At 57.0% G+C, this 21,838-nt stretch carries 22 protein-coding genes; 19 read left to right on the top strand and 3 right to left on the bottom strand.

Annotation, left to right across the window (positions count from 1 at the left end; all coding sequences use genetic code 11):
• Positions 1-2: 2 nt before the first annotated feature.
• The 3 genes from recF to dnaA are packed head-to-tail and all read right to left on the bottom strand — an operon-like array spanning position 3 to position 3,790.
• Positions 3-1,106: a DNA replication/repair protein RecF gene (gene recF / locus AC1DXW_RS03585; RefSeq protein WP_007985068.1), complete on the bottom strand. Its 1,104-nt coding sequence runs from the start codon at positions 1,104-1,106 to the stop codon at positions 3-5.
• 20 nt (positions 1,107-1,126) lie between these two features.
• A complete protein-coding gene (gene dnaN / locus AC1DXW_RS03590) occupies positions 1,127-2,230 on the bottom strand; it encodes a DNA polymerase III subunit beta (RefSeq protein WP_007969885.1) in 1,104 nt (367 codons plus the stop codon).
• A 39-nt stretch (positions 2,231-2,269) separates the two neighbouring features.
• Complete coding sequence (dnaA, locus tag AC1DXW_RS03595) at positions 2,270-3,790, bottom strand: chromosomal replication initiator protein DnaA (protein WP_477759768.1); 1,521 nt, start codon at positions 3,788-3,790, stop codon at positions 2,270-2,272.
• Between the two features lie 566 nt (positions 3,791-4,356).
• Between dnaA and rpmH the strand changes: the two genes are divergently transcribed.
• From rpmH to glmU, 19 genes are all read left to right on the top strand, one after another.
• The gene (gene rpmH, locus AC1DXW_RS03600) at positions 4,357-4,491 is read left to right on the top strand and encodes a 50S ribosomal protein L34 (protein ID WP_003213577.1); all 135 of its coding nucleotides are present in this window, start codon (positions 4,357-4,359) and stop codon (positions 4,489-4,491) included.
• Positions 4,492-4,507: 16 nt separating this feature from the next.
• Positions 4,508-4,909: a ribonuclease P protein component gene (gene rnpA / locus AC1DXW_RS03605; RefSeq protein WP_056727027.1), complete on the top strand. Its 402-nt coding sequence runs from the start codon at positions 4,508-4,510 to the stop codon at positions 4,907-4,909.
• Positions 4,902-5,147 carry a membrane protein insertion efficiency factor YidD gene (gene yidD / locus AC1DXW_RS03610; RefSeq protein ID WP_010207715.1) on the top strand — a complete coding sequence of 82 codons (246 nt, stop codon included), beginning with the start codon at positions 4,902-4,904 and terminating at the stop codon, positions 5,145-5,147. The genes rnpA and yidD overlap by 8 nt, the downstream gene beginning before the upstream one ends.
• Before the next feature lie 2 nt (positions 5,148-5,149).
• Positions 5,150-6,829, top strand: coding sequence for a membrane protein insertase YidC (gene yidC / locus AC1DXW_RS03615; protein ID WP_477754445.1), 1,680 nt, complete (start codon positions 5,150-5,152; stop codon positions 6,827-6,829).
• A gap of 79 nt (positions 6,830-6,908) precedes the next feature.
• Complete coding sequence (gene mnmE, locus AC1DXW_RS03620) at positions 6,909-8,279, top strand: tRNA uridine-5-carboxymethylaminomethyl(34) synthesis GTPase MnmE (RefSeq protein WP_477754446.1); 1,371 nt, start codon at positions 6,909-6,911, stop codon at positions 8,277-8,279.
• 550 nt (positions 8,280-8,829) lie between these two features.
• On the top strand, positions 8,830-10,728 hold the full coding sequence (gene mnmG / locus AC1DXW_RS03625) for a tRNA uridine-5-carboxymethylaminomethyl(34) synthesis enzyme MnmG (RefSeq protein WP_414913590.1): 1,899 nt from the start codon (positions 8,830-8,832) through the stop codon (positions 10,726-10,728).
• Positions 10,725-11,369 (top strand): 16S rRNA (guanine(527)-N(7))-methyltransferase RsmG, encoded by a 645-nt coding sequence (gene rsmG / locus AC1DXW_RS03630; RefSeq protein ID WP_007969895.1) that lies wholly within the window; start codon positions 10,725-10,727, stop codon positions 11,367-11,369. Before mnmG ends, rsmG begins: the two co-directional genes overlap by 4 nt.
• An 18-nt stretch (positions 11,370-11,387) precedes the next feature.
• Positions 11,388-12,185 carry a ParA family protein gene (locus tag AC1DXW_RS03635; RefSeq protein ID WP_007969897.1) on the top strand — a complete coding sequence of 266 codons (798 nt, stop codon included), beginning with the start codon at positions 11,388-11,390 and terminating at the stop codon, positions 12,183-12,185.
• Positions 12,186-12,194: 9 nt separating this feature from the next.
• Positions 12,195-13,067: a ParB/RepB/Spo0J family partition protein gene (locus tag AC1DXW_RS03640; RefSeq protein ID WP_108218795.1), complete on the top strand. Its 873-nt coding sequence runs from the start codon at positions 12,195-12,197 to the stop codon at positions 13,065-13,067.
• A 148-nt stretch (positions 13,068-13,215) separates the two neighbouring features.
• On the top strand, positions 13,216-13,623 hold the full coding sequence (locus AC1DXW_RS03645; protein ID WP_008045685.1) for a F0F1 ATP synthase subunit I: 408 nt from the start codon (positions 13,216-13,218) through the stop codon (positions 13,621-13,623).
• Between the two features lie 16 nt (positions 13,624-13,639).
• Entirely contained in the window at positions 13,640-14,509 is an 870-nt protein-coding gene (gene atpB / locus AC1DXW_RS03650; protein WP_477754448.1) for a F0F1 ATP synthase subunit A, read from the top strand.
• 134 nt (positions 14,510-14,643) lie between these two features.
• A complete protein-coding gene (atpE, locus tag AC1DXW_RS03655) occupies positions 14,644-14,901 on the top strand; it encodes a F0F1 ATP synthase subunit C (protein WP_003097235.1) in 258 nt (85 codons plus the stop codon).
• Between the two features lie 58 nt (positions 14,902-14,959).
• Positions 14,960-15,430 (top strand): F0F1 ATP synthase subunit B, encoded by a 471-nt coding sequence (locus tag AC1DXW_RS03660; RefSeq protein ID WP_116262423.1) that lies wholly within the window; start codon positions 14,960-14,962, stop codon positions 15,428-15,430.
• Between the two features lie 12 nt (positions 15,431-15,442).
• Positions 15,443-15,979 carry a F0F1 ATP synthase subunit delta gene (locus AC1DXW_RS03665; RefSeq protein WP_108218799.1) on the top strand — a complete coding sequence of 179 codons (537 nt, stop codon included), beginning with the start codon at positions 15,443-15,445 and terminating at the stop codon, positions 15,977-15,979.
• 21 nt (positions 15,980-16,000) lie between these two features.
• The gene (gene atpA / locus AC1DXW_RS03670) at positions 16,001-17,545 is read left to right on the top strand and encodes a F0F1 ATP synthase subunit alpha (protein ID WP_030132553.1); all 1,545 of its coding nucleotides are present in this window, start codon (positions 16,001-16,003) and stop codon (positions 17,543-17,545) included.
• A 50-nt stretch (positions 17,546-17,595) separates the two neighbouring features.
• Entirely contained in the window at positions 17,596-18,456 is an 861-nt protein-coding gene (gene atpG, locus AC1DXW_RS03675) for a F0F1 ATP synthase subunit gamma (RefSeq protein WP_085723558.1), read from the top strand.
• A gap of 27 nt (positions 18,457-18,483) precedes the next feature.
• On the top strand, positions 18,484-19,863 hold the full coding sequence (atpD, locus tag AC1DXW_RS03680; RefSeq protein WP_034152182.1) for a F0F1 ATP synthase subunit beta: 1,380 nt from the start codon (positions 18,484-18,486) through the stop codon (positions 19,861-19,863).
• A 45-nt stretch (positions 19,864-19,908) separates the two neighbouring features.
• Positions 19,909-20,334: a F0F1 ATP synthase subunit epsilon gene (locus AC1DXW_RS03685; RefSeq protein WP_007969909.1), complete on the top strand. Its 426-nt coding sequence runs from the start codon at positions 19,909-19,911 to the stop codon at positions 20,332-20,334.
• Between the two features lie 113 nt (positions 20,335-20,447).
• Positions 20,448-21,815, top strand: a complete 1,368-nt coding sequence (gene glmU, locus AC1DXW_RS03690; RefSeq protein WP_477754450.1) for a bifunctional UDP-N-acetylglucosamine diphosphorylase/glucosamine-1-phosphate N-acetyltransferase GlmU — start codon at positions 20,448-20,450, stop codon at positions 21,813-21,815.
• The last annotated feature ends 23 nt before the right edge of the window (positions 21,816-21,838 follow it).

Here is a 21,838-nt window from a genome sequence, read left to right on the forward strand (position 1 = left end):
CTTCACTCCCGATGGTCGTGGGTCTGGGTGATACGGCCCTGTTCCACGTGGAACAGAGCGACTGGCGTTTCCGTCTGCCAGCCTTCCCTCAATAATTCGTGATCTACACAGGTGATAAAGACCTGGCAGCGTAAGTCTTCCAACAAGCGGCAAAGCGCACGACGGTGGTGCTCGTCCAGCTCGGACGGCAAGTCATCCACCAGATAAATACATTGACCGCGCCGAGCCTGGCTGACCAAGTGCCCTTGGGCAATCCGCAATGCGCAAACCACCAACTTCTGCTGGCCACGGGACAAGATGTCCGCGGCGTTGTGCGCACCCAGTCTGAGACGCAAATCAGCGCGTTGTGGTCCGGCCTGGGTATGCCCCATTTGCTGGTCCCGCTGAAGAGACCCAGCGAGCACAGCACTCAGTTCACGGTCCTTGTCCCAGCCGCGGTAATAGCTGAGCGTCAAGCCTTCAAGCTCAACCAGATCGCTCAAGGTTTGTTCAAAGACTGGTTTCAAGGCTTTGATATAAGCGCGGCGGTATTCATCAATTTCAGCGCTGGCCTGGCACAGTTCCCTGTCCCAAACCGCTTGCGAAACGGCGTCAAGTGTACCATGCCGCAGCCAAGAGTTTCTCTGGCGCAGGGCCTTCTGCAAGCGCTGCCAGGTTGACATGAAGCGCGGTTCCACGTGGAACACGCCCCAGTCGAGAAACTGTCGGCGAATTTTCGGCGCACCTTCCAGCAATCGAAAGCTGTCCGGATTGATCAGTTGCAGCGGAAGGATCTCGGCCAGTTGCGCGGCACTGCGTGCGTTCTGCCCATCGATACGGATCTGGAATTCACCTTGGCGATCCCGTGAGATGCCCAGGGCGCTATGCCCTCCCTCCGCCAGTTCAACCTGGCCAAATACTGTACAGGCAAGCTGTTCGTATTGAATGACCGGCAACAGACGGGTGCTGCGAAACGAACGGGCAAGCCCCAGCAGATGAATGGCTTCCAGAACACTGGTTTTGCCGCTGCCGTTGGCGCCGTAAAGAATATTGATGCGGGGGGAGGGGGAGAAGGTCACCGGATGCAGATTGCGCACCGCGGTGACCGAGACGCGACTTAAGGACATCTAGCTTCTGCTGAGCAAGATTACAGACGCATCGGCATGACAACGTAGGCCGAGTCGTCGTTATCCGATTCCTGCACCAGCGCGCTACTGTTGGAGTCGGACAAGATCAGACGAACCTGCTCGGTGGTCATCACGCCCAGTACGTCGAGCAGGTAGCTCACGTTGAAGCCGATTTCCAGAGAGCCACCGTTGTATTCAACGCCCACTTCTTCTTCCGCTTCTTCCTGCTCCGGGTTGTTCGCCTGGATCTTCAGCTGACCGCTGGCCAGTTGCAGACGGATACCACGGTACTTCTCGTTGGACAGAATCGCGGTACGGCTGAACGCTTCGCGCAGCGCCTGGCGATCGCCCAGTACCAGCTTGTCGCCGCCTTTAGGCAGAACACGCTCATAGTCCGGGAATTTTCCGTCGACCAGCTTCGAGGTGAAGGTGAACTCACCGGTGGTGGCGCGGATGTGGTGCTGACCCAGCACGATGCTGACATTGCCGTCTGGCTCGGTGAGCAGACGAGCCAGCTCGAGGATACCTTTACGCGGCACGATGACCTGGTGACGATCCGGCTGACCGATATCGGCCTGCATCGAGCACATGGCCAGACGGTGACCGTCAGTGGCCACGGCGCGGATCACGCCAGCGGACACTTCCAGCAGCATGCCATTAAGGTAGTAACGCACGTCCTGCTGGGCCATGGCGAAGCTGGTGCGCTCGATCAGACGACGCAGTTTGCTTTGCTCCAGGCTGCAGGTCAGCGAACCCGGGCCTTCTTCCACGGTAGGGAAATCGTTGGCCGGTAGTGTCGACAGGGTAAAGCGACTACGGCCGGCTTTGACCACGAGCTTCTGCTCATCGACCTTGATGTCGATCAGCGCATCGTTCGGCAGGCTTTTGCAGATGTCCATCAGCTTGCGCGCCGGCACGGTGATGGAACCCGGATCCGCCGGCTCTTCGAGTTGAACACGACCGACCAGCTCGACTTCCAGGTCGGTACCGGTCAGCGACAATTGCTGGCCTTCGACAACCAGCAGCACGTTGGAAAGCACCGGCAAGGTCTGTCGGCGCTCGACGACGCCTGCGACCAGTTGCAGGGGTTTCAACAGGGCTTCGCGTTGAATGGTGAAATGCATGGTCTAGTCCCTTGCCTTAATTAGCTGCGCTGGTATTCATCAAGTGGTCAGTGTACGCAGCAGGTTCTTGTAGTCCTCGCGGATGTCCGCGTCGGATTCCTTAAGTTCGTTGATCTTGCGGCACGCGTGCAAGACCGTTGTATGGTCGCGACCGCCAAACACATCGCCAATTTCCGGCAGGCTGTGGTTGGTCAGTTCCTTGGACAACGCCATGGCGACCTGACGCGGACGAGCGACCGAACGCGAACGGCGTTTGGACAGCAAATCGGATATCTTGATCTTGTAGTACTCGGCGACGGTGCGCTGAATGTTATCCACAGAGACCAGTTTATCCTGCAACGCCAACAAGTCCTTCAGGGATTCGCGAATCAGCTCGATGGTGATATCGCGGCCCATGAAGTGCGAGTGCGCGATCACGCGTTTGAGCGCGCCTTCCAGCTCACGTACGTTGGAGCGAATGCGTTGGGCAATGAAGAACGCGGCGTCGTGCGGCAACTCGACTTTGGCCTGATCGGCCTTCTTCATCAGGATCGCCACGCGGGTTTCCAGCTCCGGCGGCTCGACCGCTACGGTCAGGCCCCAGCCAAAACGGGATTTGAGACGTTCTTCAAGGCCTTCGATTTCCTTCGGGTAGCGGTCACTGGTGAGAATGACCTGCTGGCCACCTTCGAGCAGGGCGTTGAAGGTGTGGAAAAACTCTTCCTGGGAACGCTCCTTGCGGGCAAAGAACTGAATGTCATCGATCAGCAATGCATCCACCGAACGGTAGAAGCGTTTGAACTCGTTGATCGCGTTCAGTTGCAGAGCCTTGACCATGTCCGCCACAAAACGCTCGGAATGCAGGTACACCACCTTGGCATTCGGGTTCTTCTTTAATAGATGGTTACCCACAGCGTGCATCAAGTGGGTTTTACCCAGGCCGACGCCACCATAAAGGAAGAGCGGGTTGTAACCGTGCTTGGGGTTGTCTGCCACCTGCCAGGCGGCGGCGCGCGCCAACTGGTTGGATTTACCTTCAACGAAGTTCTCGAAGGTAAAGGTGCGATTCAGGTAACTGGTGTGCTTGAGCGCACCTTCGACCTGCACGGTACGTTGCTCGGCGCGAACCGGGGCCTGTTGCGAACTGGCGCCGGCCATGGGGTCGAAGCTGTCACGAGAAGGTTCTTGCTCGGTGACCTCATCCACTTTTCGCGTCGTACGTTTGGTCGATGCGGCGGCAGGTGCTGGCGGTGGACTGGCAGGCGCTTGAGCAGCCTGGGCCTGGGAAGCGGCGGCAGCCAGGGGAGCATTGGGCGCGGCACGGGGTGCCGAACTGCGTTTGCTGCCTATTAACAAGGAAAGCGCAGGCGCCATGCCATTGCCGTGCTCATCGAGCAATTCGAGAACACGCCCCAGGTACTTTTCGTTGACCCAGTCCAGAACAAAACGATTGGGTGCATAGACACGCAACTCGTCGCCTTCGGCTTCGACCTGTAGTGGACGGATCCAAGTGTTGAATTGTTGGGCAGGCAGCTCATCGCGCAAAAGCTCCACGCACTGCTGCCAAAGTTCCACTGACACGGATATCCCCTAAGTTGAAAGCCGGTGAGGCAAAAACAAGCGGCCATTGTAGCGACCAGACGCCGACTTATCCACACGAAGGTGGTTCATCGACCAAGAAGAATCGCCGTTTTATACGCAAAAAAGACGACCAGTGGTCTGTGCATAAGCTCTGTGGATAACCGGGGTTAAGGTCATTGCACAAGTGGGGGCGGAACTCGGTGGATAACCGGCCTGTGGATAAACCGAGCTTCCACACACAGGTTATCCGACAGCGCAGCACAGGCTGAACACTGTTTTCCACTGTAGTTGTCATTCTCTGTACATCAGGTAACACAAGGGCTGAATCGACTTATCCACAGATGGGTGCGGGCCTAGCTTTTATAAGCTTTACAGAAAAGCTTTAAATACTTTCCTTTCTTATTTTTATATTTGCCAACGGTTCGTTCAGCGCAAAACGCCCGGAGATCTATTTATAAGGAAACGCTGGTTGGAAATTGACCTGAAGGCTTGCTTTCTCTAGAATCCCCGGTCTCTTAAAACGGGGGCCATTCCGGCCCGTTGTGGACGAACCAGGTAACACGACAATGAAACGTACTTTCCAACCAAGCACTATCAAACGCGCTCGTACCCACGGTTTCCGTGCTCGCATGGCTACCAAGAACGGTCGTGCCGTCCTGTCGCGTCGTCGCGCCAAAGGTCGTGCGCGTCTGGCAGTTTGATAATCCGGCACTGGAGGTGAGTCAGGACTTCAGTCGGGAAAAGCGTCTGCTTACCCCCCGGCAATTCAAGGCAGTCTTTGACTCCCCTACCGGCAAGGTTCCGGGGAAAAATCTCCTGCTCCTTGCGCGCAACAACGATCTCGATCACCCCCGTCTCGGGTTGGTTATCGGGAAAAAGAGCGTAAAGCTCTCCGTCGAGCGCAATCGCCTCAAACGTCTGATGCGCGAATCGTTTCGCCTGAACCAGGACTCTCTGGTCGGTTGGGACATCGTTATCGTCGCGCGCAAAGGTTTGGGTGATGTAGAAAACCCCGAATTGATTCAGCATTTCGGCAAACTCTGGAAACGTCTGGCTCGCAGTTCGCCGGTACCAGCAGTCAAAACCGAAACTGTAGGGGTAGACAGTCCAGATGCGTAAACTGGCACTCGTTCCGATCCAGTTTTATCGCTATGCCATTAGTCCCCTGATGGCCAGTCACTGTCGTTTCTACCCCAGTTGTTCCTGCTACGCGTTAGAAGCCATCGAAAATCATGGCCTTCTTCGCGGTGGCTGGCTGACCTTTCGTCGTTTAGGTCGCTGTCATCCGTGGAATCCCGGTGGTTATGACCCGGTTCCACCTATCCCTACCTCCCGTTCTTCTTCGATGGCCGAGTAATCATGGATATCAAACGCACGATCCTGATCGTCGCCCTGGCAATCGTGTCCTACGTTATGGTTCTTAAATGGAACCAGGACTATGGCCAGGCTGCCCTGCCGACTCAGAATGTTGCCACCAATACGACTGCATCGGGCCTGCCGGATACGGCATCTGGCTCCAACGCTTCCGCCAGTGACGACATTCCACGTGCTGCAAGCGACACCAGTGCACCTGCTGAAACGCCGGTGGCTGTGAGCAAGGACCTCATCCAGATCAAAACGGATGTACTGGACCTGGCTGTCGACCCACAAGGTGGCGATGTTGCCCAACTGACCCTGCCGCTGTATCCGCGTCGTCAGGATCACCCGGAAATTCCGTTCCAGCTGTTCGATAACGGCGGCGAACGTACTTATCTGGCGCAAAGCGGTCTGATCGGCAGCAATGGTCCGGATGCCAATCCGGCCGGTCGTCCGGTTTATTCCTCGGAGAAGAAGGTTTATCAACTGGCTGACGGTCAGGACCAATTGGTCGTAGACCTGAAGTTCAGCAAGGACGGCGTCAACTACATCAAGCGTTTCACCCTGAAACGCGGCCTGTACGACGTAACCGTTTCCTACCTGATCGACAACCAGAGCGCTCAGCCCTGGTCCGGTGCGATGTTCGCGCAATTGAAGCGTGACGCCAGCGCCGATCCATCTTCCACAACCGCCACCGGCACCGCGACTTACCTGGGCGCTGCCCTGTGGACAAGTTCCGAGCCGTACAAGAAAGTGTCCATGAAGGACATGGACAAGGCGCCGCTGAAAGAAACCATCACTGGCGGTTGGGTTGCCTGGTTGCAGCACTACTTCGTGACCGCATGGATTCCGGCCAAGGGCGAAAACAACGTCGTCCAGACCCGTAAAGACAGCAAAGGCAACTACATCATCGGCTACACCGGCCCATCGATGAGTGTTGCGCCGGGTGCCAAGGCCGAGACCAGTGCTGTTCTGTACGCCGGTCCGAAAAGCCAGGCCGTGCTGAAAGAGTTGTCCCCAGGTCTGGAACTGACGGTCGACTACGGCATTCTGTGGTTCATCGCCCAACCGATCTTCTGGTTGCTGCAACACATCCACGCCATTGTGGGTAACTGGGGCTGGTCGATCATCTTCCTGACCATGCTGATCAAAGGGATTTTCTTCCCGCTGTCGGCTGCCAGCTACAAATCCATGGCGCGCATGCGTGCAGTGGCACCGAAACTGGCCGCGCTGAAAGAGCAACATGGCGATGACCGGCAGAAAATGTCGCAATCCATGATGGAGCTGTACAAGAAAGAGAAGATCAATCCGCTGGGTGGTTGCTTGCCAATCCTCGTGCAGATGCCGGTTTTCCTCTCGCTGTACTGGGTTCTGCTGGAAAGCGTCGAAATGCGCCAGGCGCCGTTCATGCTGTGGATCACTGACCTGTCGATCAAGGATCCGTTCTTCATTCTGCCGATCATCATGGGTGCAACCATGTTCATCCAGCAGCAGTTGAACCCGACTCCACCGGATCCGATGCAGGCCAAGGTGATGAAACTGATGCCAATCATCTTCACCTTCTTCTTCCTGTGGTTCCCGGCGGGTCTGGTGCTGTACTGGGTAGTGAACAACTGCCTGTCGATCGCCCAACAGTGGTACATCACGCGTAAGATCGAAGCGGCTACCAAAGCAGCTGCCTGATTTACACTGTGGATAACCACTCAAAACGCCCCCTAGTGGGGCGTTTTGCTATCTGTCACTTTTGTCTGGATACCGGTTTATGAGCGTTCCTCGTGAAACCATCGCCGCCGTCGCCACCGCTCAAGGTCGTGGCGGTGTAGGCATCGTGCGTATTTCCGGGCCGTTGGCCAGCGTTGCGGCCAAGGCTTTCAGCGGTCGCGAGCTCAAGCCGCGATTTGCCCACTATGGTCCGTTTCTCGGTGAAAACGACGAGGTGCTGGACCAGGGCATCACGCTGTATTTTCCAGGGCCAAACTCGTTCACCGGCGAAGATGTGCTGGAGCTGCAAGGTCATGGTGGCCCGATCGTTCTGGATATGTTGCTCAAGCGTTGCCTGGAACTGGGTTGCCGTCTCGCCCGACCGGGGGAGTTCAGTGAGCGCGCCTTCCTCAACGACAAACTGGACCTCGCCCAGGCCGAAGCCATTGCCGACCTGATTGAAGCCAGTTCTGCCCAGGCTGCGCGAAACGCATTGCGCTCCCTGCAGGGTGCCTTCTCGTCACGTGTGCATAACCTCACCGAGCAATTGATCGGCCTGCGCATCTATGTCGAAGCGGCCATCGATTTCCCGGAAGAGGAAATCGACTTCCTCGCCGATGGCCACGTCCTGAGCATGCTCGACAAAGTGCGCGACGAGTTATCTACCGTCATGCGCGAAGCCGGGCAGGGTGCCTTGCTGCGTGACGGCATGACCGTGGTGATTGCCGGTCGTCCGAATGCCGGTAAATCCAGCCTGCTCAATGCACTGGCCGGGCGTGAAGCGGCGATCGTGACCGAAATTGCTGGCACCACCCGTGATGTGCTTCGTGAACATATCCACATCGATGGCATGCCGCTGCACGTGGTGGATACCGCCGGTCTGCGCGATACCGATGATCATGTGGAAAAAATCGGCGTAGAGCGTGCCTTGAAAGCCATTGGCGAAGCGGATCGGGTACTGCTGGTAGTCGATGCCACGGCACCTGAAGCCCTCGATCCGTTCGCACTCTGGCCGGAGTTTCTCGAAATCCGTCCCGATCCCGCGAAAGTCACCCTGATCCGCAACAAGGCCGACCTTACGGCTGAACCCATTGCCATGGAGGTCAGCGACGACGGCCATGTCACCATCAGCCTGAGCGCCAAGTCTGGTGGTGTCGGGCTAGAGCTGCTGCGTGATCACCTCAAGGCCTGCATGGGCTATGAACAAACGTCCGAAAGCAGCTTCAGTGCTCGCCGGCGACACCTTGAGGCGCTACGTCATGCCAGTACTGCCCTCGAGCATGGCCGTGCCCAATTGACCCTGGCCGGCGCTGGCGAGTTGTTGGCCGAGGATTTGCGCCAGGCTCAGCAGTCGCTGGGTGAAATCACCGGTGCTTTCAGCTCTGACGATCTGCTGGGGCGAATTTTCTCCAGCTTCTGTATCGGTAAGTAGCCCTCCTGTTATTCACAGACAGGCCATTCGTGCCTGTCTGCTCCCTCCTTTTCTGAAAAAAACCTCCAGTGCCGAGCGGACTTCGTCTGCTTGAGCGCAATTCCTGTACCCGAATTTCGAGCGAACGGCACTTTTCTGTGGATTAAGCCCTGTGAATAACCGCAGCTAAGGTCAGTTGATAACAGGGCTCTAAAACTGAACATAACCGTCTCTGTGGATAACCACCCATTTCATCCACAGGCTTACACCGGTTATCCAAGGGCCTCATTGGCACATGAACACAGGGTTTTGAATCTCTGTACACATTGAAAACAAAGGGCTTCATAGATCTATCCACAGATAGTTGCCTGCATAGAAATAAACATAAAAACAAAGATTTAATAAATTTCTTTCTTTTTAATTTCTATAACTCCGAGTTTTCCACAGCTGGTTAAATTTTGTGCAAAGGGTTCTTTAGGAAGGGCGAAGTCCCTATACTTGTCGACCAGGTCCAAAAACCTGAGCTCAAACTATTCCTGAATTACCTACTTAAGCAGGCACGAGGTGCGTGGTGGATTTCCCTTCCCGTTTTGAAGTGATCGTCATCGGCGGCGGTCATGCCGGTACCGAGGCAGCACTGGCCTCAGCACGTATGGGGGTTAAAACCCTGTTGCTGACGCACAACGTGGAAACCCTCGGTGCCATGAGTTGCAATCCGGCCATTGGCGGGATCGGCAAAAGCCACCTGGTCAAGGAAATCGACGCCCTCGGCGGCGCGATGGCCATGGCTACCGATAAAGGCGGTATCCAGTTTCGCGTGTTGAACAGCCGCAAAGGCCCGGCCGTGCGAGCAACCCGCGCACAGGCAGACCGGGTTCTGTACAAGGCAGCTGTCCGCGAAATCCTGGAGAACCAGCCGAACCTGTGGATATTTCAACAGGCCGCTGACGATCTGATCGTCGAGCAGGAACAAGTCCGTGGTGTTGTCACCCAGATGGGCCTGCGTTTCCTCGCCGATTCCGTGGTGTTGACCACCGGTACGTTCCTCGGTGGACTTATCCACATCGGTTTGCAGAATTTTTCCGGCGGTCGCGCCGGTGATCCGCCATCGATCGCGCTGGCTCACCGTCTGCGTGAACTGCCATTGCGTGTGGGTCGTTTGAAAACCGGTACTCCGCCGCGTATCGACGGCCGGTCTGTGGATTTCTCGGTGATGTCCGAGCAACCGGGTGATACGCCGATCCCGGTGATGTCGTTCATGGGGTCCAAAGAGCAGCATCCGAAGCAAGTCAGCTGCTGGATTACCCACACCAACGCCCGTACCCACGAAATCATTGCCGCGAACCTCGACCGTTCGCCGATGTATTCCGCTGCCGGTGAGATCGAAGGCATCGGCCCGCGTTATTGCCCGTCGATCGAAGACAAGATCCATCGCTTCGCCGACAAGGAAAGCCATCAGGTGTTCATCGAACCGGAAGGTTTGACCACCCATGAGCTGTATCCGAACGGGATATCCACATCCTTGCCGTTCGACGTGCAATTGCAGATCGTGCAATCGATCCGCGGCATGGAAAACGCGCACATCGTGCGTCCTGGCTACGCGATCGAGTACGACTACTTCGATCCGCGTGACCTGAAATACAGCCTGGAAACCAAAGTCATCGGCGGCCTGTTCTTCGCCGGGCAGATCAACGGCACCACCGGTTACGAAGAAGCCGGTGCCCAGGGTTTGCTCGCCGGGACCAACGCAGCGCTGCGCGCACAAGGCAAAGAGGCCTGGTGCCCGCGCCGCGACGAGGCCTATATCGGCGTGTTGGTTGACGACCTGATTACCCTCGGTACCCAAGAGCCGTACCGGATGTTCACGTCCCGTGCCGAATACCGTCTGATTCTGCGCGAAGACAACGCCGACCTGCGTTTGACCGAAAAAGGTCGCGAACTGGGCCTGGTGGATGACGTGCGCTGGGCGGCTTTCTGCAAAAAACGCGAAAGCATCGAACTGGAAGAGCAGCGCCTGAAAAGCACCTGGGTACGCCCGGGCACCGAACAAGGCGATGCCATTGCCGAAAAGTTCGGCACGCCACTGACTCACGAATACAACCTGCTCAATCTCTTGAGCCGTCCGGAAATCGACTACGCTGGTCTGATCGCCGTGACCGGTGGGGGCGCAGAAGATCCACAGGTTGCCGAGCAGGTCGAAATCAAGACCAAGTACGCCGGCTACATCGATCGTCAACAGGATGAAATCGCCCGCCTGCGCGCCAGCGAAGACACCAAATTGCCTGTGGATATCGATTACACAAATATTTCCGGTCTCTCCAAAGAGATCCAGAGCAAGCTCGGCGCGACCCGTCCAGAAACCTTGGGCCAGGCCTCGCGTATCCCGGGCGTTACGCCGGCAGCCATTTCGCTGTTGATGATTCATTTGAAAAAACGCGGCGCGGGCCGTCAGTTGGAGCAAAGCGCTTGAGTTCGTTGGTCACTTCGCAACACGCAGAAGAGTTATCCACAGGTGCCCGCCAGCTTGGCGTCACGCTGACAGAAACCCAGCACGCACAACTGCTGGGTTACCTGGCCCTGTTGATCAAATGGAACAAGGCTTACAACCTCACCGCCGTGCGTGATCCGGACGAAATGGTTTCCCGTCACTTGCTCGATAGCCTGAGTGTGATGTCGTTCATCGAAAACGGTCGTTGGCTCGACGTCGGCAGTGGCGGCGGCATGCCTGGCATTCCGCTGGCGATCCTGTTTCCCGAGTCCCAGGTGACCTGCCTGGACAGCAACGGCAAGAAAACCCGCTTCCTGACCCAGGTAAAACTCGAACTCAAACTAGATAACCTGCAAGTTATCCACAGTCGCGTTGAAGCCTTCCAGCCTGCCCAGCCGTTCAACGGGATCATTTCCCGGGCGTTCAGCAGCATGGAGAACTTCAGCAACTGGACTCGCCACCTCGGCGATAGCGAAACACGCTGGCTGGCAATGAAGGGCGTTCATCCGGCCGATGAGCTGGTAGCATTGCCGGCAGACTTCCACCTCGATAGCGAACACGCCCTGGCCGTACCTGGTTGCCAAGGCCAACGCCATCTGCTGATACTGCGCCGCACGGCATGATTGGGAACACAAGCAAGAATGGCTAAGGTATTCGCGATTGCGAACCAAAAGGGTGGCGTGGGCAAAACCACCACCTGCATCAACCTCGCAGCATCCCTGGTCGCGACCAAGCGCCGGGTGCTGTTGATCGACCTTGATCCACAGGGCAACGCCACCATGGGTAGCGGTGTGGATAAACATGGCCTGGAAAACTCGGTCTACGACCTGCTGATCGGTGAGTGCGACCTGGCCCAGGCCATGCACTTTTCCGAACACGGTGGTTACCAGTTGTTGCCAGCCAACCGCGACCTCACCGCGGCCGAAGTAGTGCTGCTGGAAATGCAGATGAAGGAAAGCCGTCTGCGCAGCGCGCTGGCGCCGATCCGGGAAAACTACGATTACATCCTGATCGACTGCCCACCGTCGCTGTCGATGCTGACCCTGAACGCACTGGTTGCCGCCGACGGGGTAATTATCCCCATGCAGTGCGAGTACTTCGCACTCGAAGGCTTGAGCGACCTTGTGGATAACATCAAGCGTATCGCTGAACTGCTGAACCCGAACCTGAAGGTCGAAGGCCTGCTGCGGACGATGTACGACCCGCGCCTGAGCCTGATGAACGATGTCTCGGCGCAGCTCAAGGAACACTTCGGCGAACAGCTCTACGACACCGTCATTCCGCGCAACATCCGTCTGGCCGAAGCGCCAAGCTACGGCATGCCGGCGCTGGCGTACGACAAAGCATCGCGAGGCGCCGTTGCCTATCTGGCATTGGCGGGCGAAATGGTTCGTCGTCAACGCAAAAACTCACGCATCGCCGCTGCTCAGGCAACTTAAGGAATCCCCATGGCCGTCAAGAAACGAGGTCTCGGACGTGGACTGGATGCTCTGTTGAGTGGTCCGACTGTCAGCTCGCTGGAAGAACAAGCGGCGCAAGCCGATCAGCGTGAGCTGCAGCACCTTCCCCTGGATCTGCTCCAGCGCGGCAAATACCAGCCGCGTCGTGACATGGATCCGCAGGCGCTCGAAGAGCTGGCGCAGTCGATCAAGGCCCAGGGCGTCATGCAGCCCATCGTGGTTCGCCCGATCGGCAGCGGCCGTTTTGAAATCATTGCCGGCGAACGCCGCTGGCGCGCCAGCCAGCAAGCCGGGAAGGAAACCATCCCGGCGATGGTTCGCGATGTACCCGATGAAACCGCTATTGCCATCGCGCTGATCGAGAACATCCAGCGCGAAGACCTGAACCCGATCGAAGAAGCGGTGGCTCTGCAGCGGTTGCAGCAGGAGTTCCAGCTGACCCAGCAACAGGTCGCCGAGGCAGTGGGCAAGTCCCGGGTGACCGTGGCTAACCTGTTGCGCCTGATTTCCTTGCCGGAAGTCATCAAGACCATGTTGTCCCACGGCGACCTGGAAATGGGTCACGCCCGTGCTTTGCTCGGTTTGCCGGAAATTCAACAGGTTGAAGGGGCGCGACATGTTGTCGCACGCGGGCTGACCGTGCGCCAAACCGAGGCACTGGTTCGCCAGTGGTTGAGTGGTAAACCGGAGCCTGTTGAAGCGGCAAAACCGGACCCGGATATCGCCCGTCTTGAACAGCGCCTGGCCGAGCGCCTAGGCTCTGCGGTGCAGATCCGCCACGGTAAGAAGGGTAAAGGGCAGTTGGTGATTGGCTACAACTCACTGGATGAGCTTCAAGGCGTACTTGCGCATATCCGCTGAAACATTTCCTCATGTAGCGCGCAGTCGGAAATCACTACCTGACAGTTGAATAGGGGCAGAACCGCCCCTATACTCTGCGCGCATTTTGTCGGCACAAATTATGCCAAGTTATTGAATTTCGGCAGCCGACCATTGGGGAGTAAAAGTGATGGAAACCCGCACGCCAAACCGCCTGCCCTTCCATCGCCTGGCAGTTTTTCCGGTGTTAATGGCTCAATTTGTCGTGTTGCTGATCGCCGCTTTGGCGCTCTGGTACCGATATGGAGTCGTTGCCGGGTACTCGGGACTCTGCGGAGGCCTGATAGCCTTGCTACCGAATGTTTATTTCGCTCACAGGGCATTTCGGTTTTCCGGCGCCCGAGCAGCCCAGTCCATCGTCCGGTCTTTTTATGCCGGCGAGGCAGGCAAACTGATTTTGACGGCAGTGCTGTTTGCACTGGTGTTTGCAGGTGTGAAGCCACTGGCGCCGATTGCAGTATTCGGTGCCTTCGTGCTGACTCAGTCGGTCAGCTGGTTCGCTCCCCTGCTGATGAGAACAAGACTTTCGAGACCTTAGGGCGTTTGAGGCAACCATGGCAGAAACAACCGCTTCGGGCTATATCCAGCACCACTTGCAGAACCTGACCTTCGGTCAGCTACCCAACGGCGGCTGGGGCTTTGCCCACACCGCAGCAGAAGCCAAGGAAATGGGCTTCTGGGCTTTCCACGTCGATACCCTCGGCTGGTCGGTCGCATTGGGTCTGATCTTCGTTCTTCTTTTCCGCATGGCGGCAAAGAAGGCGACTACCGGTGTTCCTGGTGCTTTGCAGAACTTCGTTGAAGTATTGGTCGAATTCGTCGATGGCAGCGTGAAAGACAGCTTCCATGGCCGTAGCCCTGTGGTTGCACCACTGGCACTGACCATCTTCGTCTGGGTGTTCATGATGAACGCCGTCGACCTGGTACCGGTCGACTGGATTCCTCAGCTGGCCATCCTGATCTCCGGCGACCACCACATCCCGTTCCGTGCCGTGTCGACCACCGACCCGAACGCTACTCTGGCCATGGCCTTCTCGGTGTTCGCGCTGATCATTTTCTACAGCATCAAGATCAAGGGCCTCGGCGGCTTCATCGGCGAGCTGACCCTGCACCCGTTCGGCAGCAAGAACATCTTCCTTCAGGCGCTGCTGATCCCGGTGAACTTCCTGCTGGAATTCGTGACCCTGATCGCCAAGCCGATCTCCCTGGCTCTGCGTCTGTTCGGCAACATGTATGCCGGCGAGCTGGTCTTCATTCTGATTGCTGTGATGTTCGGCAGCGGTCTGCTCTGGCTTAGTGGCCTGGGCGTTGTTCTGCAGTGGGCGTGGGCTGTGTTCCACATCCTGATCATCACCCTGCAGGCGTTCATCTTCATGATGCTGACCATCGTCTACCTGTCGATGGCACACGAAGAAAACCATTAAGACCAGTCTCGACTAGTCTGATGTCCCTCCCCGTTAAACGGGAGGGGGCTCTTAACGGGGCCTCTGAAACGATTTGTTTTACCGCTTTAAATTAAAAAAACCTAAACCATACGACGTAAAAGTCGGGAGGAAAGATGGAAACTGTAGTTGGTCTAACCGCTATCGCTGTTGCACTGTTGATCGGCCTGGGCGCACTGGGTACCGCAATTGGTTTCGGCCTGCTGGGCGGCAAGTTCCTGGAAGGCGCAGCGCGTCAGCCAGAAATGGTTCCAATGCTGCAAGTTAAAATGTTCATCGTTGCCGGTCTGCTCGACGCCGTAACCATGATCGGTGTTGGTATCGCTCTGTTCTTCACCTTTGCGAACCCGTTCGTTGGTCAAATCGCTGGCTGATTACTCGGATCTTCCGGGTAATTTGGTGTGATGGACAACGTAACTGCGAGGTGTTGGCGTGAACATTAATGCGACCCTGATTGGCCAGTCCGTTGCGTTCCTGATTTTTGTACTGTTCTGCATGAAGTTCGTATGGCCTCCGGTCATTGCGGCTCTGCACGAACGTCAAAAGAAGATCGCTGATGGTCTGGACGCTGCCAGCCGAGCAGCTCGCGACCTGGAGTTGGCCCAAGAGAAAGCGGGTCAGCAACTGCGCGAAGCGAAAGCTCAGGCAGCTGAAATCATCGAGCAAGCCAAGAAACGCGGTAATCAGATTGTCGAAGAGGCTGTTGAAAAAGCCCGTGTCGACGCTGACCGTGTGAAGGTTCAGGCTCAGGCCGAGATCGAACAGGAACTGAACAGTGTCAAAGACGTGCTGCGTGCCCAAGTGGGCTTGCTGGCAGTCGAAGGCGCCGAGAAGATCCTGGGTGCCACAATCGATCAAAACGCGCACGCAAAGCTGGTTAACCAACTGGCTGCTGAAATCTAAGCGAGGGCGATCATGGCAGAACTGACCACGTTGGCCCGACCTTACGCTAAGGCGGCCTTCGAGCACGCTCAGGCCCACCAGCAACTGGCCAATTGGTCAGCCATGCTCGGCCTGGCTGCAGCGGTGTCGCAAGACGACACTCTGCAGCGCGTGCTCAAGGCCCCGCGACTGACGAGCGCAGAAAAGGCCACCACGTTCATTGACGTGTGTGGCGACAAGTTTGATGCCAAGGCACAGAACTTCATCAATGTCGTTGCCGAAAACGACCGTCTCCTGCTATTGCCGGAGATTGCCGCTCTTTTCGACCTGTACAAGGCCGAGCAAGAGAAGTCGGTAGACGTTGAAGTGACCAGTGCTTTTGCATTGAACCAAGAACAGCAAGACAAACTCGCCAAGGTTCTCAGTGCACGACTCAACCGGGAAGTGCGCCTGCAAGTTGCGGAGGACGCTGCCCTTATTGGTGGTGTCGTCATCCGCGCCGGCGACCTGGTTATCGATGGCTCGATTCGCGGCAAAATCGCGAAACTGGCCGAAGCATTGAAATCTTGAGTTTGAAGGGGCAGCAGAGCAATGCAGCAACTCAATCCTTCCGAAATAAGTGAAATTATCAAGGGCCGCATCGACAAGCTCGATGTGACCTCCCAAGCCCGTAACGAAGGCACTGTCGTCAGCGTATCTGACGGTATCGTGCGGATTCACGGTCTGGCCGACGTAATGTACGGCGAGATGATCGAGTTTCCGGGCGGCGTCTTCGGCATGGCCCTCAACCTGGAGCAAGACTCCGTAGGTGCCGTTGTACTGGGCGCATACCAGTCTCTGGCTGAAGGCATGAGCGCCAAGTGCACTGGCCGCATCCTCGAAGTTCCGGTTGGTAAGGAACTGCTGGGTCGCGTAGTCGACGCACTGGGTAACCCTGTTGACGGCAAAGGTCCACTGGGCAACACCGAGACCGACGCGGTCGAGAAAGTTGCTCCAGGCGTGATCTGGCGTAAGTCGGTAGACCAGCCTGTACAGACTGGCTACAAGGCTGTCGATGCCATGATCCCGGTCGGCCGTGGCCAGCGTGAGCTGATCATCGGTGACCGTCAGATCGGTAAAACCGCTCTGGCGATCGACGCGATCATCAACCAGAAGAACAGCGGCATTTTCTGCGTCTACGTAGCGATCGGTCAGAAACAATCGACCATCGCCAACGTGGTTCGCAAGCTGGAAGAAAACGGCGCCCTGGCCAACACGATCATCGTGGCTGCCAGTGCTTCGGAATCTCCTGCGCTGCAATTCCTGGCACCGTACTCCGGTTGCACCATGGGTGAATTCTTCCGCGACCGCGGTGAAGACGCGCTGATCGTTTATGACGATCTGTCCAAGCAAGCAGTGGCTTACCGCCAGATTTCCCTGCTGCTGCGCCGTCCACCAGGCCGTGAAGCTTACCCAGGCGACGTGTTCTATCTCCACTCCCGTCTGCTGGAGCGCGCATCCCGCGTTTCGGAAGAATACGTAGAGAAGTTCACCAACGGCGCAGTGACCGGCAAAACCGGTTCCCTGACCGCACTGCCGATCATCGAAACCCAGGCTGGCGACGTTTCCGCGTTCGTTCCGACCAACGTGATTTCCATCACCGACGGTCAGATCTTCCTGGAATCGGCCATGTTCAACTCGGGCATCCGCCCTGCAGTGAACGCCGGTGTTTCGGTATCCCGTGTGGGTGGTGCCGCTCAGACCAAGATCATCAAGAAGCTGTCCGGTGGTATCCGTACCGCTCTGGCTCAGTACCGTGAACTGGCGGCATTCGCCCAGTTCGCTTCTGACCTGGACGAAGCGACCCGTAAGCAACTTGAGCATGGTCAGCGCGTTACCGAGCTGATGAAGCAGAAGCAATACGCACCAATGTCGATCGCTGACATGGCGCTGTCGCTGTATGCCGCTGAGCGTGGGTTCCTGACTGACGTTGAAATCGCCAAGATCGGCAGCTTCGAACAAGCGCTGATTGCTTTCTTCAACCGCGATCACGCCGATTTGATGGCGAAGATCAACGTGAAGGGTGACTTCAATGACGAAATCGACGCTGGCATGAAAGCCGGTATCGAGAAGTTCAAGGCCACCCAAACCTGGTAAGCCGCAGCGGGAGCCGCAAGGCTCCCGCTTGCTAACCTGATAGGTGTTACATGGCAGGCGCAAAAGAGATTCGCAGTAAGATTGCGAGCATCAAAAGCACGCAAAAGATTACCAGCGCCATGGAAAAAGTGGCGGTCAGTAAAATGCGCAAGGCACAAATGCGCATGGCTGCTAGCCGTCCTTACGCGGAGCGCATCCGCCAGGTTATTGGTCATCTGGCCAACGCCAACCCGGAATATCGCCACCCGTTCATGATCGACCGTGAAGTAAAGCGAGTTGGTTATGTCGTAGTGAGCAGTGACCGTGGTTTGTGTGGTGGCTTGAACACCAACCTGTTCAAGGCTCTGGTCAAGGACATGGCGGTAAACCGCGAAAACGGCGTCGAGATCGATCTGTGTGTCGTTGGTAGCAAGGGTGCGGCTTTCTTCCGCAACTTCGGCGGTAACGTCGTAGCAGCTATCAGCCACCTGGGTGAAGAGCCGTCGATCAATGATCTGATTGGCAGCGTCAAGGTGATGCTGGATGCCTACCTGGACGGCCGTATTGACCGCCTGTCCGTGGTGTCCAACAAGTTCATCAACACCATGACGCAACAGCCTACCGTGGAGCAGTTGATTCCACTGGTGGCAACCCCGGATCAAGACCTCAAGCACCACTGGGACTATCTCTACGAACCGGATGCCAAAGAGCTGCTTGACGGCTTGATGGTCCGTTACGTCGAGTCGCAGGTCTACCAGGCGGTGGTCGAGAACAACGCGGCTGAACAGGCTGCGCGGATGATCGCGATGAAGAACGCTACCGACAACGCCGGTGATTTGATCAGCGATTTGCAGCTGGTCTACAACAAGGCGCGTCAGGCTGCGATCACCCAAGAGATCTCGGAAATCGTCGGCGGCGCTGCCGCGGTTTAACGGTTCAAATATTCAGAGGATCCAGCTATGAGTAGCGGACGTATCGTTCAAATCATCGGCGCCGTTATCGACGTGGAATTTCCACGCGACAGCGTACCGAGCATCTACAACGCGCTGAAAGTAATGAGCGCGGCTGAAACCACTCTGGAAGTTCAGCAACAGCTGGGCGACGGCGTGGTTCGCACCATTGCGATGGGTTCCACCGAGGGCTTGAAGCGCGGTCTGGAAGTTACCGATTCTGGCGCAGCCATCTCCGTACCGGTCGGTAAAGCGACTCTGGGCCGGATCATGGACGTCCTCGGTAACCCGATCGACGAAGCTGGTCCGATCGACACCGAAGAGCGTTGGGGCATTCACCGTCCAGCACCTTCGTTCGCTGAACAAGCAGGCGGTAACGACCTGCTGGAAACCGGCATCAAGGTTATCGACCTGGTTTGCCCGTTCGCCAAAGGCGGTAAAGTCGGTCTGTTCGGTGGTGCCGGTGTAGGCAAAACCGTAAACATGATGGAACTGATCCGTAACATCGCCATCGAGCACAGCGGTTATTCCGTGTTCGCCGGTGTGGGTGAGCGTACTCGTGAGGGTAACGACTTCTACCACGAGATGAAGGACTCCAACGTTCTGGACAAAGTGGCACTGGTTTACGGTCAGATGAACGAGCCGCCGGGTAACCGTCTGCGCGTAGCACTGACCGGCCTGACCATGGCCGAGAAGTTCCGTGACGAAGGTAACGACGTTCTGCTGTTCGTCGACAACATCTATCGTTACACCCTGGCCGGTACTGAAGTATCCGCACTGCTGGGCCGTATGCCTTCGGCTGTAGGTTACCAGCCGACCCTGGCTGAAGAGATGGGCGTTCTGCAAGAACGTATCACTTCGACCAAGGAAGGTTCGATCACTTCGATCCAGGCGGTATACGTACCTGCGGATGACTTGACCGACCCGTCGCCAGCGACCACCTTCGCCCACTTGGACGCTACCGTCGTTCTGTCCCGTGACATCGCTTCCCTGGGTATCTACCCGGCGGTCGATCCACTCGACTCGACTTCGCGCCAGCTGGACCCGAACGTAATCGGCCAGGACCACTACGACACCGCTCGCGGCGTTCAGTACGTTCTGCAGCGTTACAAAGAACTGAAGGACATCATTGCGATCCTGGGTATGGACGAGCTGTCGGAAGCCGACAAGCAGTTGGTAAACCGTGCTCGTAAGATCCAGCGCTTCTTGTCGCAGCCGTTCTTCGTGGCTGAAGTCTTCACCGGTGCATCGGGTAAATACGTTTCCCTGAAAGACACCATTGCTGGCTTCAAAGGCATCCTCAACGGTGACTACGACCACCTGCCAGAACAAGCGTTCTACATGGTTGGCGGCATCGAAGAAGCGATCGAAAAAGCCAAGAAACTGTAATCCCGGCGCCCGGAAACGGGCGCTAATTTAGGTTGAGGCAATCAGATGGCTATGACAGTCCATTGCGATATCGTCAGCGCGGAAGGAGAAATCTTTTCCGGTCTGGTCGAGATGGTGATTGCGCACGGTGCACTGGGTGATCTTGGTATCGCCCTGGGTCACGCGCCGCTGATCACTAATCTGAAGCCAGGTCCGATCCGCCTGGTCAAGCAGGGCGGGGAAGAGGAGGTGTATTACATCTCCGGTGGTTTCCTCGAGGTTCAGCCGAACATGGTCAAGGTTCTTGCCGATACCGTGCAACGTGCTGCCGACCTGGATGAAGCCTCCGCTCAGGAAGCCGTCAAGGCTGCCGAGAAGGCCTTGCATGAACGAGGCGCGGAATTCGATTACGGTTCTGCTGCCGCACGTCTGGCCGAGGCTGCAGCTCAGCTGCGCACCGTCCAGCAGATCCGCAAGAAGTTCGGCCATTAAGGCAGCGCTTGTTGTGTGATTGATTAAAAAGGGTAGCCTCGGCTACCCTTTTTTCTTTTCCGATTTTTACAACCCGGTCGCAGCCGCTGACCACCCAGGATTGGTAGCCAGTCATGTCTCTTGAAATCGTTATTCTCGCTGCAGGCCAAGGCACGCGCATGCGTTCCGCTTTGCCGAAAGTTTTGCACCCGATTGCCGGCAACTCCATGCTCGGTCATGTTATCCACAGCGCTCGGCAACTTGATCCACAGCGCATCCACGTCGTAATCGGTCATGGTGCCGACGCCGTGCGCGAACGCCTGGCGGCGGATGACCTCAACTTCGTCCTGCAGGATAAACAGTTGGGTACCGGTCACGCCGTTGCTCAAGCAGTGCCATTCATTCAGTCCGACACCGTGCTGGTGCTCTACGGTGATGTGCCGTTGATCGAGGTCGAAACCCTGCAGCGCCTGCTCAAGCAAGTGGGTCCAGAGCAATTGGGCCTGCTGACCGTCGAACTGGATGACCCGACCGGTTACGGCCGAATCGTTCGTGATAGCGCTGGCAAGGTTGCCGCCATTGTCGAGCAGAAAGATGCCGATGAAGCCCAACGCCAGATCACCGAAGGCAATACCGGCATTCTGGCGCTGCCTTTTGCCCGTCTTGGCGACTGGATGAGCCGTCTCTCCAATAACAACGCCCAGGGCGAGTACTACCTGACCGACATCATTGCCATGGCAGTGAGCGATGGTCTGGTGGTGGCCACCGAGCAACCGCACGACGCCATGGAAGTGCAGGGCGCCAACGACCGCAAGCAGCTTTCCGAACTGGAACGGCATTATCAATTGCGCGCCGGTCGTCGTTTGATGGCTCAAGGTGTGACGCTGCGCGACCCGGCTCGTTTCGACGTGCGTGGAGACGTGACCGTAGGCCGCGATGTGTTGATCGACATCAACGTGATCCTCGAAGGCAAGGTCGTCATTGAGGATGACGTGGTGATCGGTCCGAACTGCGTGATCAAGGACAGCACCCTGCGCAAAGGCGTGATCATCAAGGCCAACAGCCATATCGAAGGTGCCATTCTGGGTGAAGGCAGCGATGCCGGCCCGTTCGCGCGTCTGCGTCCAGGTACCGTGCTGGAAGCCCGGGCGCATGTGGGTAACTTCGTCGAGTTGAAAAACGCGCACTTGGGAGAAGGCGCCAAGGCCGGTCACCTGGCTTATCTGGGTGATGCTGAAGTGGGCGCGCGCACCAACATCGGTGCTGGCACCATCACTTGCAACTATGACGGCGCCAACAAGTGGAAAACCGTGTTGGGTGAAGATGTGTTCATTGGTTCCAACAACTCGTTGGTAGCACCTGTGGATATCCTGGATGGTGCGACCACGGCGGCCGGTTCGACTATTACCTCGGCTGTGGATAAATCCCAGTTGGCCATCGGGCGTGCTCGTCAGAAGAACATCGACGGCTGGAAGCGGCCGGAGAAGATCAACAAGAGCTGAGTTATCCACAACTCCCTTGTAGG

This window comes from Pseudomonas sp. P4_C4, from assembly GCF_056402055.1.

Bases quoted from the DNA above. Each gene is read 5' to 3' on its own strand.
- AC1DXW_RS03685 (WP_007969909.1), top strand. From the start codon at position 19,909: ATGGCTATGACAGTCCATTGCGATATCGTCAGCGCGGAAGGAGAAATC.
- AC1DXW_RS03645 (WP_008045685.1), top strand. From the start codon at position 13,216: ATGGAAACCCGCACGCCAAACCGCCTGCCCTTCCATCGCCTGGCAGTT.
- recF (WP_007985068.1), bottom strand. From the start codon at position 1,106: ATGTCCTTAAGTCGCGTCTCGGTCACCGCGGTGCGCAATCTGCATCCG.
- atpA (WP_030132553.1), top strand. From the start codon at position 16,001: ATGCAGCAACTCAATCCTTCCGAAATAAGTGAAATTATCAAGGGCCGC.
- AC1DXW_RS03665 (WP_108218799.1), top strand. From the start codon at position 15,443: ATGGCAGAACTGACCACGTTGGCCCGACCTTACGCTAAGGCGGCCTTC.
- AC1DXW_RS03640 (WP_108218795.1), top strand. From the start codon at position 12,195: ATGGCCGTCAAGAAACGAGGTCTCGGACGTGGACTGGATGCTCTGTTG.
- dnaN (WP_007969885.1), bottom strand. From the start codon at position 2,230: ATGCATTTCACCATTCAACGCGAAGCCCTGTTGAAACCCCTGCAACTG.
- yidC (WP_477754445.1), top strand. From the start codon at position 5,150: ATGGATATCAAACGCACGATCCTGATCGTCGCCCTGGCAATCGTGTCC.
- atpD (WP_034152182.1), top strand. From the start codon at position 18,484: ATGAGTAGCGGACGTATCGTTCAAATCATCGGCGCCGTTATCGACGTG.
- atpG (WP_085723558.1), top strand. From the start codon at position 17,596: ATGGCAGGCGCAAAAGAGATTCGCAGTAAGATTGCGAGCATCAAAAGC.
- atpE (WP_003097235.1), top strand. From the start codon at position 14,644: ATGGAAACTGTAGTTGGTCTAACCGCTATCGCTGTTGCACTGTTGATC.
- AC1DXW_RS03635 (WP_007969897.1), top strand. From the start codon at position 11,388: ATGGCTAAGGTATTCGCGATTGCGAACCAAAAGGGTGGCGTGGGCAAA.
- atpB (WP_477754448.1), top strand. From the start codon at position 13,640: ATGGCAGAAACAACCGCTTCGGGCTATATCCAGCACCACTTGCAGAAC.
- yidD (WP_010207715.1), top strand. From the start codon at position 4,902: ATGCGTAAACTGGCACTCGTTCCGATCCAGTTTTATCGCTATGCCATT.
- mnmE (WP_477754446.1), top strand. From the start codon at position 6,909: ATGAGCGTTCCTCGTGAAACCATCGCCGCCGTCGCCACCGCTCAAGGT.
- rpmH (WP_003213577.1), top strand. From the start codon at position 4,357: ATGAAACGTACTTTCCAACCAAGCACTATCAAACGCGCTCGTACCCAC.
- glmU (WP_477754450.1), top strand. From the start codon at position 20,448: ATGTCTCTTGAAATCGTTATTCTCGCTGCAGGCCAAGGCACGCGCATG.